The following is a 26,972-nucleotide window of genomic DNA, read 5'->3' as shown; positions in this document are numbered from 1 at the left end:
CTGAAGTAGGTGTGCATGCTCGCCTCCGCGATTACATGATTACAACGCTACCGACGCTACGCGCGCAACGGCCGATACTCACGCGTGTTCTCCCCCGGCGAAAACCCAGGGCAACCTGATGACCTGCGCGGACGTGTACCCACCAGCAGTCGGCGAGGAAGGGGAACCTCATGCTCAAGAAGGTCATGGTCGGCGCTCTCGTGCTCGGAGCCGCCCAGCTGGCGGTGATCGGTCCGGCCGCGGCGGAGGCCAAGGACGTTTCCTGGTTCTTGGCTCCGACCGAAGTCGAACCCGGCGGGGAGATCTACGCCGAGACGAAGGCCGCGATGGGCGGCTGCGGACCGGCGACCCCGGTGACATCGCCGGGATTCGCGGCGCCGCTTCAGTGGACGATCGGGGGCAACTGGGGGAAGGTCGCCGGCTACGGCAAGGCCGGCAAGACGCCGGGCAAGTACACGGCGACTTTCACCTGCTCGAACGGCACGAAGACCTCCCGCTCCTTCACCATCATCGGAACGCCGCCGACCACCACTACAACTAAGCCATCGAAGCCGCCGAAAACCACGCCGGCCAAACCGAAGCCGAAGCCGCAGGTCGCGGTGAAGCCGGTCGGGGCACCGCAGACCGGCGGCGGCGCTTTCGCCCCTATGGCGTGGGACTGGTGAGCTGAGACCGCAGTTCCTCCGCGGTGGTGACCGGGCGCTCGCACACGTACCCGCGGCACACGTACGCGGCGGCGCCGCCGTCGACCAGCGGGCGTTCGGCCAGCAGCGGCACGCCGTCGGCGTCCGGGGTCCCGCCCACGACGACGGCGCCGTCCGGTGCCGACGCGACGGCCGCGGCCAGCAAGTCCTTACGTGAAGCGGCGTCCGGCCCGACGACCGCGACCTGCACCGGACCGGCGGCGGCCGCCTCGGCGACGGTGAGCCAGTGCCCGGCGAACCGCGGCGCGTGGGCGGCGAGCCGTCCCGCGCGGGCCAGCGCCTGCTCGGCGGCCTCGCGGTAGCGGCCGACCTGGTCGTGCCCCGCCAGCACGGACGCGGTCAGCAAGGCGTTCGCCAACGCCGAGGCTCCCGACGGGCTCGCGTTGTCGGTCGGGTCGGAAGGCCGCTGCACCAGGACTTCCGCGTCGTCGGCCGTGTCGTAGTAGGCACCCGTCGAGTCCGGGACGCCGAAATGGGCCAAGGCGAGGTCCAGCAGGGTGACGGCGTCGGCGAGCCACCGCGGTTCGCCGGTCGCCTGGTGGAGTTCGAGCAGCCCCTCGGCGAGGCACGCGTAGTCCTCCAGCACCCCCGCCGTCGTGCCGACGACGCCGTCGCGGGAAGTCCGGCGCAAGCGTCCGGCCACGAAATGAGTGTCCATCAGGAAAGCCGCCGCACGGGCCGCCGCCTCGATCCACTGTGGACGATCCAGCCGCGAGCCCGCTTTGGCGAGCGCGCCGATCGCGAGCCCGTTCCACGCGGCGATCACCTTGTCGTCGCGGGCGGGCTGAGGACGTTCGTCGCGCGCGGCCAGCAGCGCGCGCCGGACCCGCGCATAACGCGTTTCGTCCTCTGGATGCGGCTCACGCAGCCGGAGGGTCGACGCGCCGTGCTCGAAATTGCCCCGCTCGGTCACCTGGAACAGCTCAGCCGCCCACGCACCGTCCTCCTCGCCGAGCACGTCGGCGAGTTGCGCGGGAGTCCAGACATAGGTCAGCCCCTCGACGCCATCGGTGTCCGCGTCAAGGGACGCGGCGAACCCGCCTTCGGCCGTCCCTAGGTCGCGCAGCAGGAATTCCGCGGTCTCCTCGACCGTCCGCCGCGCGTACTCGTGTCCGGTCACGCCGTGGAACTGCGCGTAGAAACGCAGGAGCAAACCGTTGTCGTACAACATCTTCTCGAAATGCGGCACTTCCCAGCGGGCGTCGACCGAGTAGCGCGCGAAACCGCCCGCGAGCTGATCGTTCAGCCCGCCCAGCGCCATGGCCTCCGCCGAGTACTCGACCATGGACAGGTCGGAGCCGGTGCGCTCGTGGTGGCGGAGCAGGAAGTTCAACGCCATCGTCGGCGGGAACTTCGGCGCTCCCCCGAATCCGCCGCTTTCCTCGTCGTACTCCTTGCGCAGCGTGGCGACCGCGGCTTCCAGCGCCGCACCGTCCACAACGGACTCGGGCAGCGGCCCGCTCTTCTCCGTGAGGTGGGCGATGATCTGCCGGGCGCCGGAACGCAGCTCGTCGGGGCGCTCGCCCCAGGCTTCGGCGACCGCGACGAGCAGCTGCGAGAACGACGGCATCCCCGGCCGCGGTGACGGCGGATAGTAAGTGCCGCAATGGAACGGCTCGCCCTCCGGGGTCAGGAAGCACGTCATCGGCCAGCCGCCCTGACCGGTCATCGCCTGGGTGGCCGCCATGTACACCGAGTCGATGTCCGGGCGCTCCTCGCGGTCCACCTTGATGTTGACGAAGTTCGCGTTCATCAGTGTCGCGGTGGCTTCGTCCTCGAAGGACTCGTGCGCCATGACGTGGCACCAGTGGCAAGCGGCGTAGCCGACCGAGAGCAGGATCGGCACGTTCCGCCGTTTCGCCTCGGCCAGCGCTTCTTCACCCCACGGCCACCAGTCCACCGGGTTCTCGGCGTGCTGCAGCAGGTACGGACTGGTCGCGGCCTTCAGGCGGTTCGACATGCCACCAGGGTCGCACGCGGAAAAGCGGGCGCGCAGAACGGCCGTCTGCGCGACACTCATCGGGTGCTCTTGACCATGACGACCACCCGGAACCCCGCCACCGACCTGGGCTTTCTCCTGCACAAGCATCCGGAGAAGGCACAGTCGTCCGCGCTCTCGGCCGGGACGGCGCACGTCTTCTACCCCGAGGCGGCCGACGAACGCTGCACCGTCGCGCTGCTGGTCGAGATCGACCCGGTCGAGCTCGTGCGCGGTGGCGGCACGTCGCTGACCCAGTACGTCAACGACCGGCCGTACGCGGGCGGCTCGTATCTGGCGGTGGCGCTGCGGGCCGTCTTCACCACGGCGCTCGCGGGCCGGTGCGCGAACCGGCCGGAGCTGGTCGACGAGCGCTTCCCGCTGGAGATCCGCGTCCCGTCGCTGACCGCGCGCGGCGGCGCCGAGGTCGTCCACAAGCTGTTCGAGCCCCTCGGCTGGCAGGTCGAGGCGAAGGCCATCCCGCTCGACCCCGAGTTCCCGCAATGGGGCGATTCCCGCTACGTCGATCTCCGGCTGACCGGCACTCAGCGCGTCGTCGACGCCTTGCGGCACCTGTACGTCCTGTTGCCCGCCCTCGACGGCGACAAGCACTACTGGATCGGCCAGGACGAAGCCGACAAGCTGTTGCGCGTCGGCGAAGGCTGGCTCGCCGAGCATCCGGAACGAGAGCTGATCACCAACCGGTACCTCGAACGACGTCGCCCGATCGTCTCGTACGCGCTCGCCCGGCTGGCGGAAGCGGACGACGTGCCGGCCGAGGCCGAAGCGCGCGTCACCGAGCTGCCGGACCGGCCCGAACCGCTGGCCGTGCAGCGTCAGGGCAGTGTGCTCGCGGCGCTCCGGGCGGCGGGCGCGCGGCGCGTGCTCGACCTCGGCTGTGGCGGTGGCGCGTTGCTGCGAGTGCTGCAGAAGGAGCCGTCTTTCACGGAAATCGTCGGTGTCGACGTGTCCGCGAGCGCGCTCGACATCGCCGACAAGCGACTGAAGGACAAGTCACGGATCACGTTGAAGCAGTCCGCGCTGACCTACGCCGATCCGTCGCTGGCCGGGTACGACGCGGCCGTGCTGATGGAGGTGATCGAGCACGTCGACGAAGAGCGCCTGCCCGCGCTGGAGCACGCCGTGTTCGGGGTCGCCGCGCCGCGGACCGTACTCGTCACGACGCCGAACGCCGAGTACAACCGCCACTTCGAATTCCTCGGAGAGGGCCGGTTCCGGCACGCCGACCACCGTTTCGAATGGACACGCCAGCAGTTCCGCACGTGGGCCGAGGGCGTCGCTTCCCGGCGCGGCTACGACGTCCGCCACCTGCCGGTGGGACATGAGTCCCAGGAATCAGGACCGCCGACCCAAATGGCGGTCTTCACGTCTCGAAAGGAGGCCGTGGCATGAAACTGACCATCCCCGACATGTCCCTCGTCGTGCTCGTCGGCGCCTCCGGCTCCGGCAAGTCGACCTTCGCGCGGACGCATTTCGCGCCCACCCAAGTGTTGTCCAGCGACTACTTCCGCGGCCTGGTGGCCGACGACGAGAACGACCAGAGCGCCTCGGCCGCCGCGTTCGACGTGCTCCACTACGTCGCGGCGAAGCGGCTCGAAGCGGGCCGGATCACCGTCATCGACGCGACGAACGTCCAACGCGCGTCCCGGGCGAGCCTGCTGAAGCTGGCGAAGGAGTACGACGTCCTGCCGACGGCGATCGTGCTGGACCTGCCCGTGAAGGTCTGCCAGGCACGCAACGAGTCCCGGCCCGACCGCGACTTCGGCGAGCACGTCGTCCGACGTCAGCGCGGCGAGCTGCACCGCTCGCTGAAGTCGTTGGAGCGCGAGGGTTTCCGTCGCGTGCACGTGTTTCGGAGCGAAGCCGAGGTCGCCGAAGCGGAGATCGTCGTCGAGCCGCTGCGCAACGACCGCCGCGAGCTGACCGGACCGTTCGACGTCATCGGCGACGTCCACGGCTGCCGCGAGGAACTGGACGAACTGCTCACCGAACTGGGTTACGTCGACGGTGCGCACCCGGAAGGGCGGACCGCCGTGTTCGTCGGCGACCTCGTCGACCGCGGACCCGACACCCCGGGCGTGCTGCGCCGGGTGATGGCGATGACCGAGGCGGGCAGCGCGCTGGTCGTCTGCGGGAACCACGAACAGAAACTGGTCCGCGCGCTGAACGGGCGCAACGTCAAGACCACGCACGGCCTCGCGGAGTCACTGGAGCAGCTTTCCGCGCAGGACGAGAACTTCCGCGCGAAGGCGCACGCCTTCTGCGAAGGACTCATCGCGCACTACGTCCTCGACGGCGGCAAGCTCGTCGTCGCGCACGCGGGCCTGCCCGAGAAGTTCCACGGGCGCGCGTCCGGCCGGGTGCGGAGCACCGCGCTCTACGGCGACACCACCGGAGAGACCGACGAGTACGGCCTGCCGGTGCGGCTGCCGTGGGCTCGCGACTACCGCGGCACCGCGATGGTCCTTTATGGACACACGCCGACGTTGGAACCGGAGTGGATCAACGGGACCATGTGTCTCGACACGGGCTGCGTCTTCGGCGGCAAGCTGACCGCTTTGCGTTACCCGGAGCGGGAAGTCGTCTCGGTGAAGGCGAAAAAGGTCTGGTACGAGCCGTCGCGTCCGCTCGAACCGGCGCGGCCGTTGGGCGGACGCGAGCCCGCGGTGCTGGAACTGGGCGACGTCACCGGGAAGCGGATCATCGAGACACGGCATCACGGCCGGGTCGGGGTTTCCGCCGAGCAGTCGGCGGCGGCGCTCGAGGTGATGAGCCGCTTCGCCGTCGACCCGCGCTGGCTGCCGTACCTGCCACCGACCATGGCGCCGTGTTCGACGTCCGCCAGGGACGACTACCTCGAACACCCCGAGGAGGCTTTCGCCGAGTTCCGCTCGGCGGGTGTCGATCACGTCCTGTGCGAGGAGAAGCACATGGGCTCGCGGGCCGTCGTGCTCGTGTGCCGTGACGACGACGTGGCTCCCGCGCGATTCGGGATCCACGGGCCCGGCGCGGTCTACACCCGCACCGGCCGTCCGTTCTTCACGCCGGACCAGAACGCGCGGCTGCTCGCCGGTGTGCGGGAGGCGGCGTCGGAGCTGTTCGAGGAGCTGGACACCGGCTGGCTGCTGCTCGACACGGAGTTGCTGCCGTGGAGCGCGAAGGCCGGGTCGCTGATCTCGGGCCAGTACGCGGCCGTGGGCGCGGCGGCGCAGTCCGTGCTGCCCGCCGCCGTCGCCTCACTGGACGCGGCCGCCGCTCGCGGGGTGGACGTGTCGGGACTCCTTGACCGGACACGGATCCGCGAGTCCACTGTGGACGCCTATCGGGAGGCCTACCGGCGTTACTGCTGGCCGACCGACGGCCTCGACGGTATCCGGCTGGCGCCGTTCCAGATCCTGGCGTCCGAAGGCCGCACGTACCACGACCGGCCGCACGAGGGACACCTCGCGCTGCTGGACCGGCTCACCGGCGACCTGTTCACGCGCACGCGGACTTTGGCCGTCGACACCACCGACCCGGCGTCGGTCGCGCGTGGCGTCGACTGGTGGCTGGAGCTGACCGGCGCGGGCGGCGAGGGCATGGTCGTCAAACCGGCTGCCAACCTGACCCGCGGCGCACGCGGGCTGGTGCAGCCGGGAGTGAAGGTGCGCGGGCGGGAGTACCTGCGGATCATCTACGGGCCGGACTACACGCTGCCGGAGAACCTGGCGCGGCTCCGCAAACGCGGGCTGAACCGGAAGCGGGCGCTGGCGTTGCGCGAATACGCGCTGGGATTGGAGGCGCTGGAGCGGCTGGCGCGCGGGGAACCGCTGTGGCGGGTGCACGAATGCGTGTTCGCCGTGCTGGCGCTGGAGTCGGATCCGGTCGACCCGCGCCTCTGACGCGCTTCCCTCGTGAGTGGTAAGTGTCGTTAGAACGACACTTACCACTCACGAGGGCTCAGTCGGACTTGGCGGTCGGCTTCTCCGTCTTCGCGACCGGCTCGGTGTCGGCCTTCGGGGCTTCGGGAGCTTCAGCGGCTTCCGAGGCGGCGGGAGCCTCCGAGGAAGCAGGCTCGTCGAAGCTCTCCGGCAGCCGCTTCAGGTGCTTGGTCATCGACCGCACCAGCAACGCGACGGCGATCAGGAACAGGATCAGGATCAGGAAACCCACCGGCGACGACTTGCCGAAGTCCTCACCTTGGCCGCCGTTGTCGCCGTTGCCGGGCTGCTGCGCCAGGAACTGCGACGACACCGTCACCGGAACGACGGCGAACGCCGGCACCACGAAACTCATCAGCCCTCCTTCAAGCCGGCGAACAGATCGTCCTCCGGCAGGGTGCTGTCCACCAATGAGCGGACCAGCTCGTACTCCTCGGTCGGCCAGACCTCGCGCTGCAGATCGCGCGGGACGGCGAACCAGCGGCTGTCCGGGTCGATCTGGGTGGCATGCGCCTTGAGCGCCTCGTCACGCTGCTCGAAGTACTCGCCGCATTCGACGCGGGTGGTCACCCGCTCCATGACGTCGGCCTTCTCCGGGTCCCACGACTTGAGCCACTCCTCGTACGGCGACTCCAGGCCGCGCGCGAGCAGGCCCTCGTGGAACACGGTCATCCTGGCGCGCGAGAACCCGTGCACGTAATACAGCTTCATCGGCTGCCACGGCTCGCCCGCGTCCGGGTACCGCTCCGCCTCGCCCGCGGCGTCGAAGGCCGCGACCGAGATCTCGTGCGTGCGGATGTGGTCGGGGTGCGGGTACCCGCCGTTCTCGTCGTAGGTGACGATCACGTGCGGGCGGAACTCGCGGATGACCTTCACCAGGGCACCGGTGGACTCTTCGAGCGGGATGACCGCGAACGAGCCCTCCGGGACCGGGGGCAGCGGGTCGCCCTCGGGCAGGCCCGAGTCGACGAACCCGAGCCACGTGTGGCTCACGCCGAGGATCTTGGCCGCGCGGGCCATCTCCTCGCGGCGGATCTCGGTCATGTTGGCCACGACTTCGGGACGGTCCATGGCCGGATTCAGCACACTGCCGGCCTCGCCGCCGGTGCAGGTCACGACCATGACCTCGTGTCCTTCGGCGGCGTACTTGGCCATGGTGGCCGCACCCTTGCTCGACTCGTCGTCGGGGTGCGCGTGCACCGCCATCAGGCGGAGGCGTGACTTCGGCGGTTCATTGGCAGACACCATGCTCCGAACGTCCCCTTCTCGTTCCCTATTCCCCTGCGACCCTGCCTGACGGCCCGCCCGGCCGGGCGCGGATACTCGAGGGGAACCACTCGCATACGACTCCATTGTCCCTGCGAGCACGACGACACCACCGGGAGGCCCGGGTTGAGCACGGGACAGGACGCTCCCAGCGCGGAAAGCACCCGGACGGACGTGCCCGAAGGCCGGTACGGCAAGACCCGTGCCGCGAAGCCCGCCCGCTGGCGTCGGCTGGTGTTCGTGGTGATCGCACTGCTGGTCAGCGGCGGGATCGCCTATGTCGCGTACACGAATTTCGGCAGCGCGCCCATCGAGGGCGAACGCGTCTCGTTCGACGAGAAGCCCGGCGACGCGATGGAGATCACCATCAACGTGACCAGGGACGATGTGAACCGTCCTGGCGTGTGCGTCGTCCGGGTCCGCGACAAGGCCGGTGCGGAAAGCGGCCGTAAAGAGGTCCTCGTTCAGCCTGGTTCGAAGAACAGCAGGGTGACCACCACCATCAAGAGCATCGGAAAGCCGGTCACGGCTGATATCTTCGGATGCTCATACGACGTACCACGGTACCTGTCAAGGCCATAGCGGCCAACGGGGTGAAACGGGCGCCCAACGCCGAGGCGCGACCGAATTCCACCGGCGGCGATGCCTCGCGCCGTGTTACTCTGATCTACCGGCACGGCCCAAGACGGGCCGTGTTTTTCCTTTATCTCAGCCAGGCCGGCGCGCCATGCCGGTCCGGTGGCCGGCTTGTACACCCAAGCCTGGCAGGCCCTACTAGGAGATGGTGACCGTGAGCGACACAAAGGTGACCTGGCTGACCCAGGATGCCTACGACAGGCTCAAGCAGGAACTCGACCACTACATCGAGCTCCGCCCGGTCATCGCTGCGAAGATCAACGACAGCCGGGAAGAGGGCGACCTCAAGGAGAACGGCGGTTACCACGCCGCCCGCGAAGAGCAGGGCCAGCACGAGGCCCGCATCCGCCACCTCCAGGAGCTCCTCCGCTCGGCCAAGGTGGGCGAGCCGCCCGCCAACGACGGCAGCGCCGGACCGGGCAAGGTCCTCACCGTGCGTTACGACGGTGACGACGAAGACGAGAACTTCCTCTTGGCGACCCGCGAAGAGGGCACCGAGGGTGACCTGGATGTCTACTCTCCGGAGTCGCCGCTCGGCAAGGCGCTGCTCGGCGCCAAAGAGGGCGAGACCCGCGAGTACGAGCTGCCCAACGGCAGCATCCAGAAGGTGACGCTCGTCAAGGCCGTGCCGTACACCGGCAAGTGAGTTTTCCCGTGTCCGGCCCGTGGCCGGGCGCAAAGGCGAGCCATTAGCGTGATCTCCGGAGAAATTCTGGAGGGAAACGATGAGCGAGCTACCCATCTGCGTCGCCTGTGGCATGCAGTACGCGGAACCCCGGTCCGACTGTCCGATCTGCGAGGACGAACGTCAGTACGTCCCGCAGGCCGGACAGCGGTGGACCGATCTGAACACCATTCGCGCGAGCGGGACGTACCAAGCGCGGATCGAGGAGCAGGGACCCGGCCTCATCGGAGTCGGGTCCACTCCCAACTTCGCCATCGGCGAGCGCGCCCTGCTGATCAAGGCCGAATCCGGCAACTTCCTGTGGGACTGCGCGGGTTTCATCGACGACGACCTGGTCGCCGAGGTCCGTGACCTCGGCGGGCTCACCGGCATCGCGATCAGCCACCCGCACTACTACACCACCATGGTCGAGTGGGCCCACGCCTTCGACGCCCCCATCTACCTGCACGAGGGCGACCGGCAGTGGATCGGCAGGCCGGATCCGGCGATCAAGCTGTGGAGCGGAGCGACCCTCGACGTCGCCCCCGACCTGCGGCTCATCAACCTCGGCGTGCATTTCGCCGGCGGCACGGTGCTGCATTGGCCGGGCGGGGAGAACGGCCGCGGCGCGGTGCTCTCGGGTGACATCCTGCAGGTCATCCCGGACCGTCGCTTCGTCGGCATGATGTACAGCTACCCGAACCTGATCCCGGAGCGCCCCGAGGTCGTCCGGCGCGCGGCCGAGCTGCTCGAACCGTACGAGTTCGAGGCGATCTACGGCGCCTGGTGGGACGCGATCATCCGCACCGACGGGCACGAGGCGGTCCAGCGGTCGGCGAAGCGGTACCTGAGCCAGGTCGGCTAGCTCCGCGCCAGCCGTTCCAGCAGCGGCCGTACGCGCGGCGGAACCGGCGTCGACAACGCGATCGACGTCGACGTCCGCCGCACGTACGGCGCGCCGACCACCTCGTCCACCACCCGCTGCAGGTCGTCGTTGTTGCGCGCCACCATCCGCACGAAGAGGTCGCCCTGCCCGGTCGTCGCGTGGACCTCACAGACCTCGTCGATGGCGGACAGCGCCTCCGCGACCTCGGCCCGGCGGCCCTGCGCGATCTCCAGGACGGCGAACGCGGTGAGGCCGTATCCCATCGCCGCGAGATCGAGCTCGGGCGGGAACCCGCCGAGGATCCCGCGTTCGGTCAACCGGTCCAGCCTCGCCTGCACGGTCCCTCGCGCGACGCCGAGACGGCGGGCGCATTCGAGCACGCCGAGCCGGGGCGAGTCGGTGAGCAACAGCAGCAGCCGCGCGTCCAGTGCGTCGAGCGCTTCCGACATCGGGCCTACCTCCTGAACAGGTTGTCCGCTTTGACCGCGCATCCCGCCTATCGACTGGTCATAGTGCGCAGTGAAATCTTTGACCGTTGCGCATTTTGTCATGTGCTCCGATGCTTCTTGGCATGACGCACACAGTGGAACCCCAGGGTGCTCTTGACGACGTGAGCTACGACCAGCTGCGTCAGCTCGTCGGCCTCGTCGACCACGACACTTCGACCGACCCCTTCCCGGTGAAGTCGATGGACGCGGTGGTGTTCATCGCGGGCAACGCCACGCAGACCGCGTGGTTCTACCAGGTCGCGTTCGGCATGCAGCTCGTCGCGTACTCCGGCCCCGAGACCGGGAACTTCGAGCGCAAGTCGTTCGTGCTGAAGTCCGGCTCGGCCCGCTTCGTGATCACCGGCGGCGTCCAGCTCGACTCGCCGCTGCTCGACCACCACCGCCGTCACGGCGACGGCGTGATCGACCTCGCCCTCGAAGTGGCCGACGTCGATCGGTGCATCGAGCACGCCCGCTCGCAGGGCGCCACCGTCCTCGAGGAGCCGCACGACGTCTCCGACGAGCACGGCACCGTGCGCATCGCCGCGATCGCGACCTACGGCGAGACCCGCCACACGCTGATCGACCGGTCGAAGTACACCGGCGTCTACCTGCCCGGCTACGTGCCGCGCGAGAGCGCCATCGTCCGCCCCGAAGGCGCGCCGAAGCGGCTGTTCCAGGCCATCGACCACTGCGTCGGCAACGTCGAACTCGGCAAGATGGACTACTGGGTCGACTGGTACCGCCGTGTCATGGGCTTCGTGAACATGGCGGAGTTCGTCGGCGACGACATCGCGACCGAGTACTCGGCGCTGATGAGCAAGGTGGTCTCCAACGGCAACCACCGCGTCAAGTTCCCGCTCAACGAGCCGGCGGTCGCGAAGAAGAAGTCGCAGATCGACGAGTACCTCGAGTTCTACGGCGGCGCGGGCTGCCAGCACATCGCGCTGGCCACCAACGACATCGTCACGACGGTGAAGGCGATGCGCGCGGCGGGCATCGAGTTCCTCGACACCCCGGACTCCTACTACGAGGACCCGGAACTGCGTGCGCGGATCGGCGAGGTCCGGGTGCCGATCGAGAAGCTCAAGGAGAACCGCATCCTGGTCGACCGCGACGAGGACGGCTACCTGCTGCAGATCTTCACCAAGCCGATCGGCGACCGCCCGACGGTGTTCTACGAGCTCATCGAGCGGCACGGTTCGCTCGGCTTCGGCAAGGGCAACTTCAAGGCCCTGTTCGAAGCCATCGAGCGTGAGCAGGAGCGCCGAGGCAATCTCTGACCCCGGCAGTTCGCAAGGCGTGAAAGGGCTCTTCATCGCACTTCGTGTGGTGAGGGGCCCTTTCACTGCGTGATGGGGCCGACTTTGTCGTCCCGAGGTGGTACACCGGACGAGCACTAGGCTGTTCGACGAAACTTCGAGAACACCGGAACCGGTGGCGTCTTCGGACCGTCAGTGTGAAGACGCCAGCATGCAGCTCGTGGAAGGGTCCCGATGCCGGACAACGTCGACGCCAGCGAACGAATGGTGGACAACTGGACGAAGCAGATCCAGGAGACCGCCGCGCGCTATCAGGCGATGGCCGCCCGCATGCAGGGCCAGACCGTGACCGAGCGGTCGAAGGACAACACCATCGAGGTCACGATCGATTCGAAGGGCCTCCTCACCAACCTCGTCATCTCCGAAGCCGCGAGCGGCAAACGGATGGCGGAGGTCTCGTCGCAGGTCATGCGCCTCGTCCAGCTCGCGCAGTCGCGGATCCCAGAACTGCTGCAGGCGGCGATGGCCGAGACCGTCGGCACCACCGACGAGACGGCGAACAGGGTGATCGCGGAAGCGCAGAGCACCTTCCCGGAAGCGCCGCCGGAAGAGAACCTCGCGCCGCCGGAACCCGATCGACACCACCGCTTCGGCCCGGAGGAGGACGAGCCCTCGCCGCCGCCCGCGCAGGCGAGTCCGCCCCAGAATCCACCTCAGCCGAAGCCGATCCCGCGCCGCCGCCGCACGCAGGACGACGATGACGACGATTTCGGCGGCAGCATCCTTTCGTAGACGTTCATCCGGCCTGGTAGAGGGGAGAAACCATGGCAGGCAAGGGTTATGAGCTCGGCGCCGACCTCGACGCGCACGCGAAGCAGATCGACGGCATCGCCGACGGCCTGCGCACGGCGGTCGACGCCGCGCAGCAGGTGAGCATGCCGACCGACGCGTACGGCATCATCTGCCAGCCGTTCCGGATGATGCTCGACCCGGTCGAGGAGTTCGGCATCAACGCGCTGAACAAGGCCGTCGAGGCCGCGACGACGGTGGCGAACAACGTGCGGTCCGCGTCGAACGCCTACCAGACGCAGGACGAGAACTTCGCCGCCGAATTCAAGAAGGCGCAGGTACCTGACTGATGCCCGAGGGGAACCCGCTCGTCGCGAACGCGCCGACGGATGGCGACGGCCCGGGACCGCTGACGGCCGGGAACAGCGAATACGGCTACGGGGCGGGCGTCGGTGTCGCCGAGTCGGCCATGGACGCCTTCAACGGCATCTCGAACGGCGACTGGATCGGCGGCGGGCTCGGTGTGCTGAGCCTCGCCGGCGAGCTCGCCAGCGCCGCGATCGACCCGTTCGGTTACCTGATGTCGTCGGTGGCTTCGTTCCTGATGGAACACATGCAGCCGCTGAAGGACATGCTGGACGCGGTCGCCGGCGATCCGCCGGTCATCCAGTCGTACTCCGAAACCTGGGGCAACGTAGCCAAGAAGCTCGAAGACACCCAGGTCGAGTTCTCGAACGCGGTCAAGAACGGCACATCCGGCTGGACGGGTGACGCGGCCGACCAGTACCGCAAGCAGGCCGCGGAACAGGCCGAGGCGATCAGCGGCGCGGCGACGGTCGCGGGCGCGATCAGCACCGTCGTGATGATCTTCGGCGAGATCGTCGCGTTCGTCCGCGAATTCATCCGCCAGCTGATCGCGGACGCGGTCGGCAAGCTCATCGCGTGGGTCATGGAGACGGTGTTCTCCCTCGGCTTCGGCACGCCCGTGGTGGTCGCGCAGGCCGTCACCGCGATCGCCAAGTGGGCCGCGAAGATCGCCGACAAGCTCAAGGAACTGTGCGACGCGATGCGGCGGGTCTCGCCGCTGCTCGGCAAGCTGGCCGACGTCTTCGAGAAGATCATCAAGATCTTCGGCAAGATCGCGGGCAAGGTCACCGGCCTGGACGTGATCAACACCAAGAACATCAAGCCGGGCGGCTTCATCCAGCGCGGCGGCAGCGGCGGCGGATCCGGTGGGTCCGGCGGTGGCTCGGGCTCGGGTTCCGGGGACGGCCCGGACGGCGACGGTTCTGGTAGTGGCAGCGGCTCCGGCGACGGTTCCGGGTCCGGCGACGGCTCCGGTAGCGGTTCGGGGGACTCCGGCTCCGGCTCGGGGGACTCCGGCAGCGGCTCGGGCGACGGTTCGAACGGCTCCAACGGTTCGAACGGCTCTAACGGCGGCTCGGGCAGCTCCGGCAGCTCCGGTGATTCCGGCTCGACCGGCAACTCCGGCGACAGTCCGTCGAGCACCACTCGCGGCGACGGCGGCGGCTCATCGTCCACCAGGGACGGTGGCGGCTCGTCTTCCCGCTCCGACGGCGGCTCTCCCGACCGCGCCGGCGACGGACCGTCCACTTCGGACGGAAACTCCGGCGGCACACCGGACGGCGGCAACGGTTCGCCCAGCGCCGCCCGCTCCGACACGTCGGCTCCGCACACCCGGTCCGACGGTGGCTCTCCCGGCGATTCCGGCACCCCGAACCGCGCGTCCGACGGTGGCTCGCCGACCCCGAACCACGCGGACACCGGCGGTTCACCCAGTCACACACCCGACGGCGGCTCGCCCGCCCCGCACACTCGCGCGGACAGCGGCGGCTCCCCGAGCCACACGCCCGACAGCTCTCCCGCCCCGCACACCCGCACCGACACCGGCGGCTCGCCGAGCCACACACCGGACGCTCCGCACACCCGTACGGACAGCGGCGGCTCCCCGAGCCACACACCGGACGCGGGCTCGCCCGCGCCGCACACCCGTACCGACAGCGGCTCGCCGAGCCGCGCACCCGACACCGGCTCCCCCGCACCGCACACTCGCGCGGACAGCGGCGGTTCCCCCAGCCACACCGGCGACGGCGGCGGTGGTTCGCCCCGGACGCACGGCGGTGACGGCGGCGGCTCACCCACACCTCGGTCCGACCCGTCGCCCGGCCACCACGGCGGCAACGACGGCGGCAGCCCCACGAGGCCGACCGACAGTGGCACGACGACCAGTGGCACGGCGCCCACCGCACCGCGCCTCGGCGACGCCGGCCCGTCACACCTGCCTTCGCAGCGCGGCGGTACCGGCGGCGACGGTTCGCCCGGTGTCCCGCCGCAGGGTCAGCCGGTCGCCGGCGGCATGCCGCCACAAGGCGCTCCGGGTGGCACCCCCGGCGGCACCCCGGGCACGCCCGGCGGCAGGCCGCAGGGTGGCGGCTGGACGGGCACGCCCGGTTCGCCGCGCACCCCGGACACGCACGCCCCGCGCACGCCCGACACCCACACGGGCCCCAGCCGTGGTCCCGGTCAGACCGGCCCCGGCGGCAGGCCGAACCAGCCGCATCAGCCGCAGCCGGTCGCGCGGGGCAACGACTTCGGCCCCGGCGCCCAGCCGCACACCGGCACGCCGGGCACGCACGGCCCCGGTAACCGGCCCGGCGGCACCGGTCCCGGCAACACCGGACCGGGCGGACGCGGCCCCGGCGGCCACTCCGGGCCGCCGCGTTCGCCGGACGGTCACGGCCCCGACGGGCACGGACCGCGCCAGGACCCGAACGGCCACCCCGACGGCACGCCGCACGACCGCGGTCCCGACGGCGAGCCGGATCGTCCGCTGACGCCGGACGAGGTCAACCAACGGCATTCGGAGAGCACCCCCGCGGGTAGCTCGTACCACCGCGGCGACTCGGACATGGGCGACCTGCCGCACCGGGTCCAGCCGGATCCGGACGGCCGCTACACCGTCGACGTGCATGTCACGCCGGACGGGCACGCCCGTATCGGCAACCGCACCTACACCCCGGAAGAGTTCGCGGACATCCTGCGGCGCAACGGGGATTACGACGGCCGCCCGATCCGGCTGATCGGCTGCGACGCGGGCTCGAACGATTTCGCGCGGCGTCTGTCGCGGGAGCTCGACACCGAGGTCATGGCGCCGAGCAAGCCGGCGTGGACCGACTCGAACGGGCGCGTCTTCTCGTCCGACTACGAGATCGGCCCAGACGGCCGCACCCGGCCCCGGATCCCGCCGAACGGCGAATGGGACGTCCACAGCCCCGACGGCACCGCCCGCCGGGCGAGCGACGACGGCTTCACGCCGGACACCTCGCACACGGACAAGCAGGACGTGGACGCCGACAGCGCCCAGAGCCGCGGCGACGGCGACAACGCCGGTCATCCGCCGTACGACGACGTGCCCAAGCCCCGGACGATCCGCCCAGACTCGCCGGAGTTCAACGAACGGTTCGCCACCTGGAACCGAGGGGCCGACTCGGAGTTCGACGGGCCGCGGAACCGGCCGGACCCGCACGCCCCGATCGACTCGCCCAAGACCCTCGAAGACGTCAAGCCTCGCACCCGGAACAGCCAGCCGGATCCCGAAGGGGTTCCGCAGGCTCTGCGCGGTGAAAAGCCGCTGGCGATGAACGCCGAGTACAAGGTGGAGTACAAGAACGGTGCCACCAGCCGGTTCTTCACCGACGACGCCGGCAAGGTGACGCACGTCGAGACGACGCTGCCGACCTCGAAGCCCTTCCACAACCCCGACCTGCGCTACCCCCTGCAGCCCAACACGCAGTATCGCGTGCCCAACTTCCATGACCCGAGCAAGCACTGGACCTTCGAAGTCGGTGCGAACGGGAAGCCGAGCGCGATGACCGGCGACCCGGTCTTCAAGGGGAAGAACGACGACTTCCGCGACGACACGTCGCAAGGCAGGTCGGGCAAAGAAGGTAAGGCGGCCTACCAGAATCACCCGGAGTACGGGAACACGTACGCACACGTCGAATGGGCGGGCGGGCACTTCTCCGCGCATGAGATGGGTGGCCCCGGCGAATACGTCAACATGCATCCCCAGATGGCCGCCTCCAACAGCGGTCATTACAAGGACAGCTGGATCCATGACGCGTCCTGGCGGGCTCAAGAGGCGGAGCTGGGCAAGTTCGACGCCGTGCCCGGCCAGAAGGTCGAGAACTATCAGGTCAGGATGGAAGGCGACAGCAACGGCATTCCGGAGAACGTGGTCATGCGCTGGCAGGAGGTCGTGTACGCGGTCGACGGTCAGGGGAATCTTCTCCCCGGACCGGTCGAGGTGTCACGAGTGACCAGGCAACGCGACTTCCCGAATGATCCCTCCAAGGTCAATTACGGCCCGGACACCCACTACGGAGCGACCCCATGACGGACGAGCTGACCACCGGTATCGCGTCCGCGCTGGCGGAGGCCGCGCCGGAGGGCTGGGCGAAGATCAGCCTCACCGTGTCCGCGACCGTGCTGGCCTACGACTACGCGACGGAAATCCGGCTGGCCGACGGGCGGAGCGGGGACATCGACCTGCCCGCCGCGGTGCGCGGCGGATTCCGCGAACTGCGGACCCGGATGTACGAACCAGGTCGCGGAACGTGGTTCTCGGCGAAGCTCGTGCTGACGTCCGGTGCGGCACCCGAGTTCACGTTCAACTTCGACGAAGACCCGAACTGGTGGCCGCCGTTGCATCCGACCACCTTCACCCGCGACCTGGAAGCGTTCCCTCGCGAAGAGGAACACGTCCCGGCGTGGTTGCGGAACGTGGTCGCCCAAGGCGCGCGACTGGAGCAGGAACGGGACGCACCGGCCTGAACCGGCGCCCGTGCCATGATGGGTCATCGCTACTCCAGCGGTGACCACGAGGAGGATTTACCGGATGGCTCAATGGCCTCAGCTCGACCCCATCGCGCAGAACGAGCTTCTCGGCGAGATCACCTTGTCGGTGGTCGGCGCTTTGCCGCCGGGCTGGCGTGAGGTGGTGCTGGACTACCGGGTGGTCGGCAAGAACATCGACGTCGCGGTCGGCGTGCTCGACCCGAACGGCACCTACCAGGTGTGGGAACCGTCCGTCGAGACGTGGCGCATGTTCCAGCGCCTGCGCGGCGGCATGTACCAAGAAGGCGAAGGAACCTGGTTCTCGGCCAGGCTCGTCATCGAACCTCCGTCCCGGTTCCGCGTGCAGTACAACTGGCAGAACGAGCCCGACTTCCAGCCGTACCCGTCCCCGGACGAGTTCGCACTGGAGCAGGAACGCTTTCCCCGCGGCGAGGCGTTCATGCCGGACTGGTTCAAGCGTGGATTGGCCGCCTCCGGCGCCAAGACCGACTGAGGAAGAACGATGACCCAGCCGCCGGCGCCGTTGAACCAGCAGCAGCAACAGCAGCTCGTCTGGCAGATCGGCCATGCCCTCGCGACGCCGTTGCCGCCCGGCTGGCAGCAGATGCGCGTCGAGTACCGGGCGGCGGGCAGGCATGTCGAGGTCGACCTGCTCGTCACCGGTCAGGACGGTCTGCCGCGCCCGGCGCAGCCGAGTCCGGAAGCCGTGCAGCTGCTCGGGAACCTGCGGGCGGGGATGTACCAGCCCGGCCGCGGGACCTGGCTGAGCGCGATCCTGGTCTACGGCTCGGCGACCGTGCTCAGCACGGATTTCCTCGCGGATGTGGAGCCGCCGTGGCGTCAGGCGCCGCCTCCGATCGGCTTCCAGGACGAACTGCGGTTCTTCCCGCGCGCCGAGGAGAGCATCCCGCCGTGGTTGCGGCAACGGGCAGGCATGGAGCCCGCACCGGCGGCCACCCCGCCCGCGGAAGCGCCGGAAGCCTTGAAATCGCCGCGGGTCTACGACGGCCTCGACGAGTCGGGGCGCCCGGTGGTGAACCGTGAGCCGCTGTCCCCCGCCGAGCGGGACCGCGTACTGGAGTACCTCGACGGCGCGCCGGTCGTGCTCGCGTCGCGAACCTACGACGCCGACGCCTTCGATCCCGACAGGGAACCGTTGGTGCCGTTGAACTTCCGCACGGACGGCCGGTGGTACTGGCCGGGCGCGGTCGCCTACTACCTGCGTGAGCACGACGTGGCGCCCGATCCCGAGCTGCTCGGTCACATCCGGGCCCTGCGGTTCACCCTGCCCGAGGTCGGAGAGCCCGAACGCGAACTCGCGGTCGCCGCGATCACCGGACAACCGTCCACTTAGGACCCGGTGATTCGCGGGCCGATTCGCGGCCGGATGATGCCACCTGACGGATACGTCACAGGACAGGTTCGCGGTCCGGGTACTCTTGACGGCGGCGGCGTAGGCGACCAGGGAGCGCATATGGCACGGGGGAACATCGGCAGGGTCCGGGCGACCCGTTCCGCCGGGATGCTCCCGGTCGTGCTGGCGCTCACCTCGGCCGCGCTGCTGACCGGCGCCGCCGTGTACACGGTCGACCGCGCCGGCTGCGTGGATCCGGGCCAGTACATCCGGCACGACAACCACATCGAGCTCGTCGGCGGCTGCGTCGACGGCTCGGAGCTGCCCGCCGCGCCGCAGGGGACTTCGCACGAGGCGGACGCGAAGACCGGCGCGACCCCCAGCAACTTCCGCCCGTAACCGGGCGCTTCCTCCCACCACACCGCGCTGACCAGCGCGAAGAGAGCAAGGGACCTTTGCTGTCATTTGCTTAGCATGGCTACGCGAACGACAGCAAAGGTCCCTTGCTCACGCTCTGGGCTCGGCGGCGGTCAGCCCAGGGCCTTGACCAGATCGTCGACCAGGTCGCTGCCGTCCTCGATGCCGACGGACAGGCGCAGCAGGTTGTCCGGCACCTCCAGGGTCGACCCGGCGGTGCTCGCGTGAGTCATCCGGCCCGGGTGCTCGATGAGCGACTCGATCCCGCCCAGCGACTCCGCGAGGATGAACAGCTTCGTCTTCGACGCGGCTTCGAGAGCGGCCTGCTCGCCGTCGACGTGGGTGAACGAGATCATCCCGCCGAAGCGCCGCATCTGCTTCGAGGCGACCTCGTGGCCGGGGTGCTCCGGCAGGCCCGGGTAGTAGACGCGCTCGACCTTCGGGTGCTTCAGCAGCATCCGGGCGATCAGTTCGGCGTTGTCGCTGTGCCGCTCCATCCGCAGCGCGAGCGTCTTGATCCCGCGCAGGGTCAGCCACGCGTCGAACGGTCCGGGCACCGCGCCCGCGGCGTTGCGCAGGTAGAACAGCTGCTCGCGCAGCTCGTCCTCGTTCGTCAGGATCGCGCCGCCGACGACGTCGGAGTGCCCGCCGAGGTACTTGGTCGTCGAGTGCAGGACGACGTCGGCACCCAGCGAAAGCGGGTTCTGCAGGTACGGGGTGGCGAAGGTGTTGTCGACGACCAGGCGGGCCCCGGCGCCGTGCGCGACCTCGGCCAGCGCGGCGATGTCGGCGATCCCCAGCATCGGGTTCGTCGGCGACTCGCACCAGATCAGCTTCGTCTCGGGCCGGATCGCCGCCCGGACCTCGGCGATGTTCCCCAGGTCGGCGACCGTGTGCTCGACGCCCCACAGGCTGAGCACCTTGTCGATCAGCCGGAACGTGCCGCCGTACGCGTCGTTGCCGAGCACGAGGTGGTCTCCGGGCCGCAGGGTCGCCCGGAGCAGGACGTCGCTGGCCGCCATCCCCGACGCGTACGCCAGACCGTGCCGCGCGCCTTCGAGCGCCGCGAGCGCGACCTCCAGCGCGGTGCGCGTGGGGTTCGCGGTGCGGGAGTACTCGTAGTCGCCTTCGCGCGTGCCGCCGACGCCGTCCTGCGCGTAGGTCGAGGTCTGGTAGATCGGCACGATGACCGCGCCGGTCCGGGGATCAGGGGTCTGCCCGGCGTGGATCGCGCGCGTCTCGAAGCCCAGCAGAGAGTAATCGTCGGCCATACCTTCAAGGGTACGGCCACCCGCTCGAGATCCCATCGTCTGGGATTGAATTCACCACTGCCCGGGTGGCTGTCCCTGCTGCTGGGCACCGGGAGCGGACGGGTATCCGGGCTGCGGCGGCGGGTAGCCGAAGTTCGGCGGCTGCCCGGCGCCCGCGGCCGTGTTCTTGGCCGCCAGCCAGCGCGCCGTCGGCGGGATCAGCGCCAGCACGAGGGTCACGATCGCCGGGATCAGGACCACGAAGAGCAGCCAGCCGAAGCCGAAGTACAGGGTCACCCCGCCGTACGAGAAGTAGAAATGCGAGCCGATCGCGCGGAGCAGGAAGGTCAGCGCCACGAACCCGATCGCGGACGCGGCTCCGATCACGGTGAGCACTCGCCCGGCGCGCTTGCGCAGGAGCAGCAGGATCCCGCCGCCCAAGAGCAGAGCCGCGCTGACGAGGTCCAGCGCCGCGCCGACCACGAGGAACGACATGACGAAATGGGAGAGCTCGATGACGTGGGTGACGGTTCCGGCGAGGAACCAGAGCCCGCCGAGGATCGCGAAGATCCCGGCGATGATCCCGGTCGCGCCGCTCGGTTGCCGCGCCATTCCCGGCGGCGGGTAGGCACCGGGTGCCGGGTATCCGCCCTGCGGCGGGTAGTGCTGGTAAGTCATTTCTCCCCCTGCCGAAATCCTTGGCTCATTCTGCCGCCCCGGCTACCAGCCGGGAAGCCGATCCTGCTTCGACGGCTCTTCGTCGTCACTCCGCTTTCCCTCCAGCCAGTCCGAAGTCGGCCGGATCACCGACAGCACCAGAGAGGAGAGGGTCATCACGAACAGGACGAACGCGACCTCGTCCGCCGCCACCAGCGCCTCTCCGTCCACCTCGGCGAAGAAGTAGGCGCCGACCGCACCGTTCGCGAACAACGTCGCCGCCAGCGCGAGCGCCGCCCCGGCGGCGACGAGAGCGCGGCCGAGCGTCCTGCGCAGCAGCAACAGGATGCCGCCGACGAACAGGGTCGCCGTCAGTGCCCCGTTCCACGCCGTTCCGACGAGGTACTGGGGAGCCGGCTCGAGAAAGACGAGCTGCACGACGAAGGCGCCCGCCTCGGACAAGTACCGCATGCCGCACAGGAAGGCGAGGACGGCCGCGCCGATCGCGGTCCCCGAAGACTGGTTCTGACTCATCGAACTCCCCCAAGCCGAGCCGGACGGCTCAGGATCTCACCATCCGCCCTGTGGGGGAACCTGATTCCGCGGCCGATACGGCTGCACCGGGGCAGGCCGCCAGCGCAGGTACCTGAACGTCGGCGGGAGCACCGCCAGCAGCAGCGCCACCAGGCCGAACACGACCATGACCAGCCGGAGAACGCCGTCGAAGGTCGCGAACCGGAACAGGATGTCGAGGTGGATCCGGTACGGCACGCGGAACGCGATCGGCTCCAGCACGACGGACAGGATGGCGAGCAGCGAGCCGAGGATCAGCAGGATGGCGCCGATCAGCGAACGGAAGAACGTCGTCAACGCGCCCATCAGCAGGAACAGCGCGGCGACCAGGTACAGCACCAGCTCGACGAGCGCGAATCCGGGCAGGTTCGAGAGGCTGAACCCCGACGGGAGCTCGATGAAGTAGCGGATCGGGAGGTAACCGGACGCGAGGGCCCCGACGAGTCCGAGCACCGCGGCGATGATCGCCGTCGCCCCGGACGGCTTGGCCTGCGGTGCGGGATACCCGAAACCTGGCGGTCCGGGCTGGTGGGCGGGATATCCGTACGGACCGGTCACGTCGCTCCCGTCGAGCCAGGTTGGGCGGTCAACGGCGCTCACCCTAGCCCGCGGGCCCAGGCCGTGGCAGGCGAATCGGCATACCCCGGAGAAACGGAACACCCCCGGCCGCGGGCCGGGGGTGTTCCGAACGAAACCGTTCAGTGGCGGCGAATCACCACTGCTGCGGGGGCTGACCGGGCTGCTGGCCCGGCTGGCCGAAACCGCCGCTGGGCGGACCCTGCTGGCCGGGCTGCTGCCCGAAACCGCCGGGCTGACCCTGCTGCGGCGGCTGGCCGAAGCCACCCTGCTGCTGCGGCTGACCCGGCTGGGCGAACCCGCCGCTGGGCGGACCCTGCTGGCCAGGCTGCTGGCCGAAACCACCGGGCTGACCCTGCTGCGGGAAACCACCCGAAGACGGGCCGGGCTGCCCGGGCTGACCGAAACCGCCCTGCGGCTGGCCGTACTGACCCGGCTGACCGGGCTGCTGACCCGGCTGACCGGGCTGCTGGCCCGGCTGGCCGAAGCCGCCGCCCTGCGGCGGACCGCCGAAACCACCGGGCTGGCCGCTCTGCGGGGCACCCAGCACCGAACCGCCGCCACCGAGGCCGACGAACTGCGCGGTCGCCGGGATCAGGCCCAGCACACCGACGATCAGGATCACGATGCCGAGGAGCAGGTGCAGCAGGCCACCGCCGATACCGGCGCCTTCCCTGGCGGACGGCGGCAGCTTGTCCAGGAAGTCCGACGACGGGGTCGAACCGCTGAGCAGGAGCACGCCGAACAGCACCAGCAGCGCGCCACCCGCGGCGACGACGATCGGCGCGATCTTCTTCACCGTGCCTGGGAGCTTGCCCGCGAGGGCGAGCCCCACACCGCCGGCGATCGAAACGAGCGATCCGACCAGAAGCATGATCACGTAGAACCAGGTCGCGCCCGGACCGGCCACCCCGGCCTCGTCGAGGAACTTGTCGATCTGTTCCTGGTTCGGGGCGCTGTCGAAGATCTTCGAGTAGTCGCTGGCGTCACCGAAGTAGACGAACGACACGATCAAGGCGATCAGGCCGAGCAACGCCACGACACCGCCGGCGATGAACCCGAACATCGGGTTCCCGCCGCCCCCGCCGGCGCTCGCGGGGCTGTAGCCCTGCGGCGGCCCGCCGAAACCGGGCTGCTGGCCGAAGCCGCCCTGCGGCGGCCCGCCGAAGCCCTGCTGCGGCTGACCGAAACCAGGCTGCTGCTGGCCCTGCGACGGGTCGAACCCGCCTTGCTGGGAACCGCCGAAGCCCTGCTGCTGACCGAAGCCGCCACCCTGGGCGCCGTAGGAACCGGCGGCCGGGTTGTCGGCCGCGCTCGGCGGCGGGGCGTACGGGATGGCGGGCGGCTGCGAACCCGGCGGCACGAGCTGGGTGGACTCGGCGGTGGGGCTTTCCCCGCCACCGCTCACCGGCTGCACAACCTGGGTCGCGTTCGCGTCGCTCGAACCCGGCTGGACCGGCTGCACGACCTGCGTGGGCTCCGGCGTGTCGCCGAACCCGCCGCCCTGGGGCTGCTGTTGCTCATAGGAGGGCTGCTGGCCGTACTGCGGCTGCCCGTAGTCGGGCTGGGCCGGCTGGCCGGGCTGCACCACCTGGGTCGGTTCCGGGGAACCGAACGGGTTGTCTTGCTGCGGCTGAGGGCCACTCGGGGGTCCCTGCGGTGGCTGGGCGCCACCCCAAGGCTGATTCGGTGGCTGCGGAGCACTCATTTGGGTCTTGAACCCCCTTGACGAGGACATAAAAGTTCAACTCACCGGACACGCTATCGGATAGCCGGGTGGGCCGCTCGTAACGCCCCGGCCCGACCATCCGATGAAATGCCTCTTTACCGTCCCGCGAGAAACGCGAGCAGGTCGTGCCGGGTGACGACGCCCGCCGGTTTGCCGTCGACCAGCACCAGCGCGCCGTCGGCGCCCGAGAGCGCGTTCATCGCCGCGCCGACCTGTTCACCGGCGCCGATGGTCGGAAGCGGGGGCGACATGTGCTGCTCGAGCCGGTCGGCGAGCTGGGCTTTGCCGGTGAAGAGCGCCTCGAGCAGGTCGCGTTCGTTGACCGCGCCCACGACCTCGGCCGCCATGACCGGCGGCTCCGCGCTGACCACGGGCATCTGGCTGACACCGAACTCCGAAAGGATCGCCACCGCTTCGGCGACGGTCTCGTTCGGGTGACTGTGCACGAGGTTGGGCAGCGAGCCGCTCTTCTTCATCAGGACGTCGCCGACGGTCGCGCCGCTGGAGTCCGGAGGCAGGAAGCCGTAGGAGGACATCCAGCTGTCGTTGAACACCTTGGTGAGGTAGCCGCGGCCGCCGTCGGGCAGGAGCACGACGACGACGTCGTCCGGGCCGAGGCCCTCGGCGAGCTTGAGCGCGGCGGCGACGGCCATCCCGCACGAACCGCCGACGAGCAGCCCCTCTTCGAGCGCGAGGCGGCGGGTGATGTCGAAGGAGTCCGCGTCCGACACCGCGATGATGCGGTCGGCGATGTCACGGTCGTAGGTGTCCGGCCAGAAGTCCTCGCCGACGCCCTCGACCAGGTACGGCCGCCCGGTCCCGCCGGAGTACACCGAGCCTTCGGGGTCGGCGCCGATGACCTGGACGCGGCCGTCGCTGACCTCCTTGAGGTACTTGCCGGTGCCCGAGATCGTGCCGCCCGTGCCGACGCCCGCGACGAAGTGCGTGATCTTGCCCTCGGTCTGGCTCCAGAGCTCCGGGCCGGTCGAGTGGTAGTGACTGGCGGGGTTCTCGGGGTTGGCGTACTGGTTCGGCTTCCAGGCGCCCTCGATCTCACGCACGAGGCGGTCGGAGACGTTGTAGTACGAGTCCGGGTGCTCCGGCGCCACCGCCGTCGGGCAAACCACGACGCGGGCGCCGTAGGCCTTGAGCACGTTGCGCTTGTCCTCGCTGACCTTGTCCGGGCAGACGAACACGCACTTGTAGCCCTTGCGCTGCGCCACCATGGCCAGCCCGACGCCGGTGTTGCCGGACGTCGGCTCGACGATGGTGCCGCCGGGCTTCAGTTCGCCGGAACGCTCCGCGGCTTCGATCATCCGCAGCGCGATGCGGTCCTTGACGCTGCCGCCGGGGTTGACGTACTCGACCTTGGCCAGGATGAGCGGCTGCAGCCCCTCGGCCAGTGCGTTCAGCTTGACCAGAGGGGTGTTGCCCACGAGGTCCACGATGTGCTCGACGTATTCCACTCCCACAGCCTAAACGCCGCAGGTCGTGCTGTGTCCACTCAACCGGGCGGCGGGAAAACCGCACTTTCGGAGAGTGGCGTGGGTCGCGTTCGCCTTTGACCCGCACGTCCCTCCGGTGGAGGATGCGAGGTGAGCAACCGCTTAGCGCGTCTGGATCGAAAACAAGGGAGTGTCGTTCCATGCCCGAAGCCGTCATCGTCTCCACCGCCCGATCCCCGATCGGCCGCGCCGGCAAGGGATCGCTGGTGAGCATCCGCCCGGACGACCTCACCGTGCAGATGGTCCGCGCCGCGCTCGACAAGGTCCCCGAACTCGACCCGGCCCAGATCGAAGACCTCATGCTGGGCTGTGGTCTCCCCGGCGGCGAGCAGGGCTTCAACATGGGCCGCGCCGTCGCCGTCGAACTCGGCTACGACCACCTTCCCGGCTGCACGATCACGCGGTACTGCTCCTCCAGCCTCCAGACCACCCGCATGGCGCTGCACGCGATCAAGGCAGGCGAAGGCGATGTGTTCATCTCCGCCGGTGTCGAGACCGTGTCCCGCTTCGCCAATGGAAGCTCGGACTCCTGGCCGAACACGCACAACCCGCTGTTCGCCGACGCCGAGGCCCGCACCGCGCAGGTCGCGGCCGAAGGCGCCGACGGCTGGACCGACCCGCGCGAGAACGGCGCCCTGCCGGACGTCTACATCGCGATGGGCCAGACCGCCGAAAACCTGGCGCGGCTGAAGAACGTGTCGCGTGAGGAGATGGACGAGTTCGGCGTCCGTTCGCAGAACCTCGCCGAGAAGGCCATCGCCGACGGCTTCTGGGCCAAGGACATCACCCCGGTCACCCTGCCCGACGGCACGGTGGTCTCGAAGGACGACGGCCCGCGCGCCGGCGTCACCCTCGAAGGCGTGTCCGGTCTCAAGCCGGTCTTCCGCCCCGACGGCCGTATCACCGCGGGCAACTGCTGCCCGCTCAACGACGGCGCCGCCGCGGTGATCATCATGTCCGACACCAAGGCTCGCGAGCTGGGGCTGACGCCGCTCGCCCGCGTCGTCTCCACCGGCGTTTCCGGTCTGTCGCCGGAGATCATGGGCTACGGCCCGGTCGAGGCGTCGAAGCAGGCGCTCGCGCGCGCCGGGATGTCCATCGGCGACATCGACCTCGTCGAGATCAACGAGGCGTTCGCCGCGCAGGTCATCCCGTCGTACAAGGACCTCGGGATCGACCTCGACAAGCTGAACGTCAACGGCGGCGCGATCGCCGTCGGCCACCCGTTCGGCATGACCGGCGCGCGGATCACCTCGACGCTGATCAACTCGCTGCAGCACCACGACAAGCAGTTCGGCCTCGAGACGATGTGCGTCGGTGGCGGCCAGGGCATGGCGATGGTACTGGAGCGCCTCTCCTGACCCTCTGACCTGCGGAAAGAGAGCAAGGGACCTTTGCTATCGATTGCTTAGCCACGCT

Annotated in this window: 25 protein-coding genes; 15 read left to right on the top strand and 10 right to left on the bottom strand. The window is 69.5% G+C overall.

The genetic code is table 11. The annotated features are described in order from the left end of the window. Nucleotides 1-170 precede the first annotated feature (170 nt). A complete protein-coding gene (locus ACIRGA_RS06505; RefSeq protein WP_400937286.1) occupies nucleotides 171-665 on the top strand; it encodes a hypothetical protein in 495 nt (164 codons plus the stop codon). Here ACIRGA_RS06505 and ACIRGA_RS06500 read toward each other — a convergent pair. Further along, the gene (locus tag ACIRGA_RS06500) at nucleotides 646-2,664 is read right to left on the bottom strand and encodes a thioredoxin domain-containing protein (RefSeq protein WP_400937284.1); all 2,019 of its coding nucleotides are present in this window, start codon (nucleotides 2,662-2,664) and stop codon (nucleotides 646-648) included. The genes ACIRGA_RS06505 and ACIRGA_RS06500 overlap by 20 nt on opposite strands. Nucleotides 2,665-2,727: 63 nt before the next feature. Between ACIRGA_RS06500 and ACIRGA_RS06495 the strand changes: the two genes are divergently transcribed. Together ACIRGA_RS06495 and ACIRGA_RS06490 are read left to right on the top strand one after the other, a co-directional pair. Next, complete coding sequence (locus ACIRGA_RS06495; RefSeq protein WP_400937282.1) at nucleotides 2,728-4,095, top strand: 3' terminal RNA ribose 2'-O-methyltransferase Hen1; 1,368 nt, start codon at nucleotides 2,728-2,730, stop codon at nucleotides 4,093-4,095. Then, nucleotides 4,092-6,584, top strand: a complete 2,493-nt coding sequence (locus tag ACIRGA_RS06490; protein ID WP_400937279.1) for a polynucleotide kinase-phosphatase — start codon at nucleotides 4,092-4,094, stop codon at nucleotides 6,582-6,584. The genes ACIRGA_RS06495 and ACIRGA_RS06490 overlap by 4 nt, the downstream gene beginning before the upstream one ends. Nucleotides 6,585-6,642: 58 nt before the next feature. On the opposite strand, the gene ACIRGA_RS06485 is transcribed toward ACIRGA_RS06490, so the two are convergent. Together ACIRGA_RS06485 and mca are read right to left on the bottom strand one after the other, a co-directional pair. Further along, a complete protein-coding gene (locus ACIRGA_RS06485) occupies nucleotides 6,643-6,978 on the bottom strand; it encodes a hypothetical protein (RefSeq protein ID WP_400937276.1) in 336 nt (111 codons plus the stop codon). Beyond that, entirely contained in the window at nucleotides 6,978-7,871 is an 894-nt protein-coding gene (gene mca, locus ACIRGA_RS06480) for a mycothiol conjugate amidase Mca (protein ID WP_400937274.1), read from the bottom strand. Before mca ends, ACIRGA_RS06485 begins: the two co-directional genes overlap by 1 nt. A 144-nt stretch (nucleotides 7,872-8,015) precedes the next feature. On the opposite strand from mca, the gene ACIRGA_RS06475 reads away from it, so the two are divergent. The 3 genes from ACIRGA_RS06475 (at nucleotide 8,016) to ACIRGA_RS06465 (ending at nucleotide 10,054) form a co-directional block, all read left to right on the top strand. Beyond that, on the top strand, nucleotides 8,016-8,471 hold the full coding sequence (locus ACIRGA_RS06475) for a DUF4307 domain-containing protein (RefSeq protein WP_400937271.1): 456 nt from the start codon (nucleotides 8,016-8,018) through the stop codon (nucleotides 8,469-8,471). A gap of 199 nt (nucleotides 8,472-8,670) precedes the next feature. Further along, on the top strand, nucleotides 8,671-9,171 hold the full coding sequence (gene greA, locus ACIRGA_RS06470) for a transcription elongation factor GreA (RefSeq protein WP_016337198.1): 501 nt from the start codon (nucleotides 8,671-8,673) through the stop codon (nucleotides 9,169-9,171). Nucleotides 9,172-9,250: 79 nt separating this feature from the next. Further along, nucleotides 9,251-10,054: an MBL fold metallo-hydrolase gene (locus ACIRGA_RS06465; protein WP_400937269.1), complete on the top strand. Its 804-nt coding sequence runs from the start codon at nucleotides 9,251-9,253 to the stop codon at nucleotides 10,052-10,054. On the opposite strand, the gene ACIRGA_RS06460 is transcribed toward ACIRGA_RS06465, so the two are convergent. After that, complete coding sequence (locus tag ACIRGA_RS06460; protein ID WP_038508367.1) at nucleotides 10,051-10,524, bottom strand: Lrp/AsnC family transcriptional regulator; 474 nt, start codon at nucleotides 10,522-10,524, stop codon at nucleotides 10,051-10,053. The genes ACIRGA_RS06465 and ACIRGA_RS06460 overlap by 4 nt on opposite strands. A 122-nt stretch (nucleotides 10,525-10,646) precedes the next feature. Here ACIRGA_RS06460 and hppD point away from each other — a divergent pair, with 122 nt between their 5' ends. The 8 genes from hppD (at nucleotide 10,647) to ACIRGA_RS06420 (ending at nucleotide 19,245) form a co-directional block, all read left to right on the top strand. Beyond that, nucleotides 10,647-11,846: a 4-hydroxyphenylpyruvate dioxygenase gene (gene hppD / locus ACIRGA_RS06455; protein ID WP_400937267.1), complete on the top strand. Its 1,200-nt coding sequence runs from the start codon at nucleotides 10,647-10,649 to the stop codon at nucleotides 11,844-11,846. Nucleotides 11,847-12,059: 213 nt separating this feature from the next. Continuing rightward, the gene (locus ACIRGA_RS06450; RefSeq protein WP_400937265.1) at nucleotides 12,060-12,617 is read left to right on the top strand and encodes a YbaB/EbfC family nucleoid-associated protein; all 558 of its coding nucleotides are present in this window, start codon (nucleotides 12,060-12,062) and stop codon (nucleotides 12,615-12,617) included. 32 nt (nucleotides 12,618-12,649) lie between these two features. Further along, complete coding sequence (locus ACIRGA_RS06445; RefSeq protein ID WP_400937263.1) at nucleotides 12,650-12,964, top strand: type VII secretion target; 315 nt, start codon at nucleotides 12,650-12,652, stop codon at nucleotides 12,962-12,964. Further along, the gene (locus ACIRGA_RS06440) at nucleotides 12,964-17,031 is read left to right on the top strand and encodes a hypothetical protein (RefSeq protein WP_400937261.1); all 4,068 of its coding nucleotides are present in this window, start codon (nucleotides 12,964-12,966) and stop codon (nucleotides 17,029-17,031) included. The genes ACIRGA_RS06445 and ACIRGA_RS06440 overlap by 1 nt, the downstream gene beginning before the upstream one ends. Beyond that, nucleotides 17,028-17,468: a hypothetical protein gene (locus ACIRGA_RS06435; protein ID WP_400937258.1), complete on the top strand. Its 441-nt coding sequence runs from the start codon at nucleotides 17,028-17,030 to the stop codon at nucleotides 17,466-17,468. The genes ACIRGA_RS06440 and ACIRGA_RS06435 overlap by 4 nt, the downstream gene beginning before the upstream one ends. 64 nt (nucleotides 17,469-17,532) lie before the next feature. Then, the gene (locus ACIRGA_RS06430) at nucleotides 17,533-17,985 is read left to right on the top strand and encodes a hypothetical protein (protein WP_400937256.1); all 453 of its coding nucleotides are present in this window, start codon (nucleotides 17,533-17,535) and stop codon (nucleotides 17,983-17,985) included. Between the two features lie 9 nt (nucleotides 17,986-17,994). Beyond that, a complete protein-coding gene (locus tag ACIRGA_RS06425) occupies nucleotides 17,995-18,846 on the top strand; it encodes a ferredoxin (protein ID WP_400937254.1) in 852 nt (283 codons plus the stop codon). Between the two features lie 120 nt (nucleotides 18,847-18,966). Continuing rightward, complete coding sequence (locus tag ACIRGA_RS06420; protein ID WP_400937251.1) at nucleotides 18,967-19,245, top strand: hypothetical protein; 279 nt, start codon at nucleotides 18,967-18,969, stop codon at nucleotides 19,243-19,245. Between the two features lie 131 nt (nucleotides 19,246-19,376). Here ACIRGA_RS06420 and ACIRGA_RS06415 read toward each other — a convergent pair whose 3' ends face one another. From ACIRGA_RS06415 to ACIRGA_RS06390, 6 genes are all read right to left on the bottom strand, one after another. Continuing rightward, nucleotides 19,377-20,534: a cystathionine gamma-synthase gene (locus ACIRGA_RS06415; RefSeq protein WP_400937248.1), complete on the bottom strand. Its 1,158-nt coding sequence runs from the start codon at nucleotides 20,532-20,534 to the stop codon at nucleotides 19,377-19,379. Nucleotides 20,535-20,585: 51 nt separating this feature from the next. Continuing rightward, a complete protein-coding gene (locus ACIRGA_RS06410) occupies nucleotides 20,586-21,191 on the bottom strand; it encodes a hypothetical protein (protein ID WP_400937245.1) in 606 nt (201 codons plus the stop codon). A 42-nt stretch (nucleotides 21,192-21,233) separates the two neighbouring features. After that, a complete protein-coding gene (locus ACIRGA_RS06405; RefSeq protein ID WP_400937242.1) occupies nucleotides 21,234-21,704 on the bottom strand; it encodes a hypothetical protein in 471 nt (156 codons plus the stop codon). A 36-nt stretch (nucleotides 21,705-21,740) separates the two neighbouring features. Beyond that, the gene (locus ACIRGA_RS06400; RefSeq protein WP_400937239.1) at nucleotides 21,741-22,301 is read right to left on the bottom strand and encodes a hypothetical protein; all 561 of its coding nucleotides are present in this window, start codon (nucleotides 22,299-22,301) and stop codon (nucleotides 21,741-21,743) included. 154 nt (nucleotides 22,302-22,455) lie between these two features. Next, entirely contained in the window at nucleotides 22,456-23,910 is a 1,455-nt protein-coding gene (locus ACIRGA_RS06395) for a hypothetical protein (protein ID WP_400937236.1), read from the bottom strand. 233 nt (nucleotides 23,911-24,143) lie between these two features. Continuing rightward, a complete protein-coding gene (locus ACIRGA_RS06390) occupies nucleotides 24,144-25,514 on the bottom strand; it encodes a cystathionine beta-synthase (RefSeq protein ID WP_400937233.1) in 1,371 nt (456 codons plus the stop codon). Between the two features lie 179 nt (nucleotides 25,515-25,693). On the opposite strand from ACIRGA_RS06390, the gene ACIRGA_RS06385 reads away from it, so the two are divergent. Beyond that, complete coding sequence (locus ACIRGA_RS06385) at nucleotides 25,694-26,914, top strand: acetyl-CoA C-acetyltransferase (protein WP_400937231.1); 1,221 nt, start codon at nucleotides 25,694-25,696, stop codon at nucleotides 26,912-26,914. Nucleotides 26,915-26,972: the final 58 nt, after the last annotated feature.

This window comes from Amycolatopsis sp. NPDC102389, assembly GCF_044765885.1.
Taxonomy (GTDB): Bacteria; Actinomycetota; Actinomycetes; order Mycobacteriales; family Pseudonocardiaceae; genus Amycolatopsis.
The sequence above is the reverse complement of the archived record's forward strand: the minus strand, read 5'-3'. Positions and strand labels throughout refer to the sequence as shown.